Source organism: Enterobacter cloacae complex sp. P18RS, assembly GCF_014982105.1.
In the GTDB taxonomy this organism is placed as follows: domain Bacteria; phylum Pseudomonadota; class Gammaproteobacteria; order Enterobacterales; family Enterobacteriaceae; genus Enterobacter; species Enterobacter hormaechei_C.
In genome coordinates this window covers 1-5,286 of record NZ_JADCKV010000034.1, presented here as the reverse complement: position 1 = coordinate 5,286, position 5,286 = coordinate 1, and the positions used below count along the sequence as shown (strand labels likewise).

Below are 5,286 nucleotides of genomic sequence, written 5' to 3'. Positions count from 1 at the left end.
AGTATCTGGACGGACAAATACGGCCGGGTGAAGGTGAAGTTCCACTGGGACCGTCTGGCGAAAGGCGATGACACCAGCTCCTGCTGGGTGCGCGTGTCGAGCGCCTGGGCGGGCCAGGGCTACGGCGGGGTGCAGATCCCGCGCGTCGGTGATGAGGTGGTGGTGGACTTTATCAACGGCGACCCGGACCGTCCGATTATCACTGGTCGTGTCTATAACGAAGCAAGCATGCCGCCGTGGGCGCTGCCGGCTGCCGCGACGCAGATGGGCTTTATGAGCCGCACGAAAGACGGTTCAGTGGACAACGCCAACGCCCTGCGCTTTGAGGACAAGGCGGGCGCGGAACAGGTGTGGATCCAGGCCGAGCGGAATCTGGACACCAGCGTCAAGAATGATGAAACGCACAGCGTTGGCGGCGCACGCAGCCATTACGTGAAGAAAAATGAGCTGCATCGCGTGGAGGCTAATCAGATCCAGGCCGTGAAAGGCGGAACCGAGATCCTGACGGGTAAAGGCAAGCTGGATGCGGCGGTAGAGCAGTATGTTATTGCTTCCGGGACGAAGCTGCGGCTGGTCTCGGGCGAGAGTGCTATTGAGCTTAACGCTAACGGCAAAATTAACCTGATCGGCAAAGAGTTCAACTTCTTCGTTGAAGGGGACGGCTATATCACCACGGGCGGCAAGCTGCACCTGAATACGTCGGGCACCCAACCGGGCACAACGGCGCCGGGGTCAGGGCATAAAGGGGATATTGATGCGGCGGTGCAGGAGAAATTTACGCCCCCGGAAGAGTAACCGCTTTCTGTCTGCCGCCGGGTTGTCCGTGGCGGCACGTAAAACCCTTTAGCAATTTTAGACGCGAGTTCACCGATGAAATACACCCTCCAGGAAGGTTCCTTTACCCTTTTTCCTGCCGCCTGGCAGGACAACAGCATGAACATCATTCGCGATGACGAAAGCGGGCTGTCCGTGGTGGTCAGCCGCGGCGTTATCCCGGATGGCAGCGACTACGAACAAGAGTTTCACCGCCAGTGGGACGTGCTGCGTCCTCAGATGGGTGAGATCGCCCAGAGCGAATTTCAGCACGTAAAAGCCGGGCCTGCCGGCAACATTGATGGGGTAGAAGTTGAGACCACCTTTGACCGTAACGGCCAGCGCCTGTGGCAAAAACAGCTGGCCGTGCAGACGCCAGGCAAACCGGTACTGATGATTTTTACCCTCTCGGCCTTAAAAGCCTTTACGGAAGAGGACGAGGCGCGCTGGAGCGCACTGAAGCAGAGTCTGACGCTAAACGACAACCGGAATGTGTAAGGCATGAGCGATAACAACGCGGCCCGTAAGGGCGACGAGATTATTCACTCCAGCATTTTTGCTGATATTACCAGCATTGTGGCGGAAGGCGCTGCCTATGCGGTGATTGGCGCGGCGGTGGGCGCGGCAGCGACCGTCGCGGCCCCACTGCTGGGAGCCGGGGCCGCAGCAGCAGGCGTGGCGGCGATTGGATCCAGCTGTCTGTTGAGCGGCATTATTGGTGGGGTTCTGGCGAACGTCGCCGGGATCACCGACGATATCAGCAACGCCGCTGAAGGGCTGGGTAACGCGCTTTTCCCGCCGTCGCCCGCGGGCAAAATCACCACCGGTTCGAGCAATGTTCTGACAAATAAACTTCCCGCTGCACGCGCCGCCGGGACGTTAACGCCTGCCGATACCCCGTCCCCTGAGCCGCAGTCGCCGGGCAGCTTTGCCGACTACGCGGGTATGCTGCTCTCCGCTGCCGGACAGTTCGGCAGCGAGATGTGGCAGCCCAGCGTCGCCTCTGCCGCCGCGGGGACCTCGCCGCTGGAAGAAGACAAGGTGGCGTGTGATAAACACTCCGGGCCGCAGTATCTGGCGGAAGGCTCGAAAAGCGTCTTCATCAACGGACAGCCTGCGGTGCGCGCAAAAGATCGCACCACCTGCGAGGGCACCGTTTCCGACGACGTCTCCCCGAACGTGATCATAGGCGGCGACACGCTCACGGTCCGCGATATCAAAAGCGGTAAAACGCCGGGTCTGGCGCTGGGGATGATTGCGCTCTCCCTGCTGCGCGGGCGTCCGGGCAAGATCCTGAAAAACATGCCCTGCGCGCTGGCTGCTGCCGGTGGCGGGATGCTGGCTGATATGGCCGTCAACGCCGTGTTCGGCTCCTCGCACCCGGTTCATGCCGCTACCGGCGTGAAGGTGCTGAATGACGACGACGAACTCGATTTCTCGCTGCCGGGGCGCTTTCCACTGCGCTGGCAGCGCAGCTACAACAGCCTGACCACCCGCGAAGGGCTGTTTGGTCTGGGCTGGGCTACCACCTTTGACAGCTATCTGACGCTGGAAGAAAACAACGCCACCTGGTTCGATGAAACCGGGCGCGAGCTGAGCTTCGAGCTGCCGCCGGTCGACCGCGCGTTTTACAGCATCAGCGAAGGCATTATCATCCGCCGCAATGAGAGCGGCGACGTGGCGATAGCCGACGATGACGGCGCGGTGTGGCGTCTGTATAAACCGACCCGCGCTAACCCCTCCATCCTGCGCCTGGTCTCCCTCAGCGACGAATACGGCAACGCGCTGCTGACTGAATGGGATGAGCACGGGCGGCTGGTCGGTCTGCACGATGAGCCGCGAGCGATCGATGTCACCCTGCGCTATGACGATGAACGTTTCCCGCAGCGCGTTACCTCGGCGAGCCATTTTGACGGCAACCAGACATGGCCGCTGATGCAGTGGGGGTACGACGCGCGCGGCCAGCTGGCCAGCGCAACGGATGCCTCCGGCGTGGTAACCCGTGAATACCGTTATAACGATGATGGCCTGATGGTCTGGCACCGTCTGCCGGGCGGGCTGGAGAGCGAATACCGCTGGCAAAAATTCGACCACTGGCGCGTGGTGGAAAATCGCACCAGCACCGGCGACGGCTGTCGCTTTACCTACGATTTAGCCGCCGGGCTGACGACCGTCGATCACTACGACGGTCTGACGCGAAAGCATTACTGGAACGCGCAAAACCTGATTGTTCGCTACGTTGACGAGCGCGGTGAGAACTGGCGCTACGAGTGGGATGACAACGAACTCCTCACGCGTCGCATCGATCCGCTGGGTAATGCCGTTACCTTCGTCTATGACGAGATGGGCAACCGGGTGCAGGAGATCGACGCCGATGGCAATACCCGCACCACCACCTGGCTGGAGCACCGTGCGCTTCCGGCGTCCATCATCGAAGCTGACGGTAGCGCCACCCGGTTCCTGTATGACGAACATCACGGGCTGAAACGCGTGGTGGATCCGATGGGGCAGACCACGCTGCTGCGTCGGGACGAGTTTGGTCAGGTTGTGGAAGAAGTTGATGCCGCCGGGAACAACCGCTACCAGGAGTACAACGAAGCCGGGCAGATGGTGCGTGCGACGGACTGTTCGGGCCGTGTGACACAATACCGTTATCATCCGCTGGGCTGGCTGGTGGCTGAGATAAGCGCCGACGGCGAAGAGACGCGTTACCGCTACGACGCCGCGGGGCGTCCGGTGCAGCTCGATCGCCCGGAAGGGTGGACAGAGTCGCTCAAATGGAACGAACGTGGTCTGCCGGTGAAGCATGCGGGCGCCGACGGGAAAGAGAGCGAGTTCAGATACGACGAGGCAGGGCGCTTAACCGCCACCCGTAATACGCAGGGTGAAGAGGTGCGCCGCCGCTGGGACAGCCGCGGGCGTCTGATTGCCCTGGAAAACGAAAACGGCGAAGCGTATCAGTTCCGCTGGGGCGCAGACTCGCTGCTGCTGGAAGAGGTGGGTCTGGATGGCGTGGCCTCGCAGTATCGCTACGATGCCTGCGGGCGTACGATAGCGCGCACCTTTGCCGCCGGACATCCGGAGGCCATTACCCATGCCTTCGCCTGGAGCGCGAGCGGCCAGCTGGTCGCCCGCACCACGCCGGAGGGGCAGACCCGCTACCACTACACCCCGTCCGGCCTTCTGAGCCGGATTGGGCTGCATCCCGCGCTTTCAGCCGATGCCTGGAGCGCCGAGGCCGAGCAGGAGCTTGTGTTTGAGTATGACGCGCTCGGGCGCGTCACGCGCGAAACGGGCGAACACGGGGAGCTGGCGTGGGAGTATGACGCGCTGGGTAACCGCACCTCCGTCACGCTGCCCGATGGCCGGGAGCTGAAACAGTTCTACTACGGCAGCGGGCATCTGCTCAGCATCGCGCTTGATAAGCTCTCGGTCTCCGACTTTACCCGCGACGAACTTCACCGTGAAACCAGCCGTACGCAGGGGCTGCTAACCACACGCAGCGAATATGACCGTCTCGGTCGACTGCATCGCCGGGACGTTTTTACCGGCAATGCGCAGCGCCCGTCGCCGCGCCGCTGGTCCCGCCGCTGGGATTACGACTATCGCAATAACCTGGTCCGCGAAGAGCGGGACGATAACCCGTTCAGCTGGTACCGCTGGCAGTATGACAGCGCCGACGTCTGCTGGTTCAGGACGGCACGCTGCCCGGCCAGGAGCAGTGGCGCTGGGATGCTGCCGGTAACCCGCTCGAAGGCTCTGCTGAGAAGGTCACGCACAACCGTCTGACGCACCTCAACGGCATTCGCTGGCGCTATGACATCCACGGCCGCACCGTGGAGAAGGATAACGGCCAGACCCGCTGGCACTACCGCTACGACGGCGAGCACCGCCTGACGGAGGTCATCAGCCAGCCGCGGGACCGCAACAGGCCGCAGACGCAGGTCAGCTTCCGCTATGACCCGCTCGGGCGACGCATCAGCAAAACGCGCCGCCAGATGCTGGGCGGCCAGCCAACCGGCAAGCCGGTCACCACCCGGTTTGTCTGGGAAGGGTTCCGGCTGTTGCAGGAGGTGCACGGGGATGTGCCGCTCACCTACGTCTACAGCGATCAGGACAGCTACGATCCGCTGGCACGTATTGACGGCGTTGATGCCCCGGAAATCTTCTGGTTCCACTGCCAACCCAACGGCACGCCGGAGCGGATGACGGATAGCGAAGGGCAGGTGCGCTGGGAAGGGGTGAACAGCGCCTGGGGCAAGCTGCTACGGGAAAGCGAGACGAAGGTATCAGGATATTCTCAGAACCTGCGCATGCAGGGGCAATACCTGGACCGTGAGACAGGGCTGCACTACAATCTGTTCCGGTATTATGACCCGGACTGCGGACGATTTACGCAGCAGGACCCGATAGGGCTGGCGGGGGGGATAAACCTTTACCAGTATGCGCCGAATGCGCTGGGGTGGGTGGATC

Annotated in this window: 2 protein-coding genes and 1 pseudogene; all 3 read left to right on the top strand. The window is 62.2% G+C overall.

Features of this window, described 5'->3' with window-relative positions:
• Positions 1-795: type VI secretion system tip protein TssI/VgrG (locus tag INF61_RS21310; RefSeq protein WP_193548109.1), on the top strand; the 795-nt coding region annotated here is incomplete at its 5' end.
• Positions 796-870: 75 nt separating this feature from the next.
• A complete protein-coding gene (locus tag INF61_RS21305; protein ID WP_015570343.1) occupies positions 871-1,311 on the top strand; it encodes a DcrB-related protein in 441 nt (146 codons plus the stop codon).
• A 3-nt stretch (positions 1,312-1,314) separates the two neighbouring features.
• Positions 1,315-5,286, top strand: a pseudogene (locus tag INF61_RS21300) (DUF6531 domain-containing protein); the annotation flags it as partial.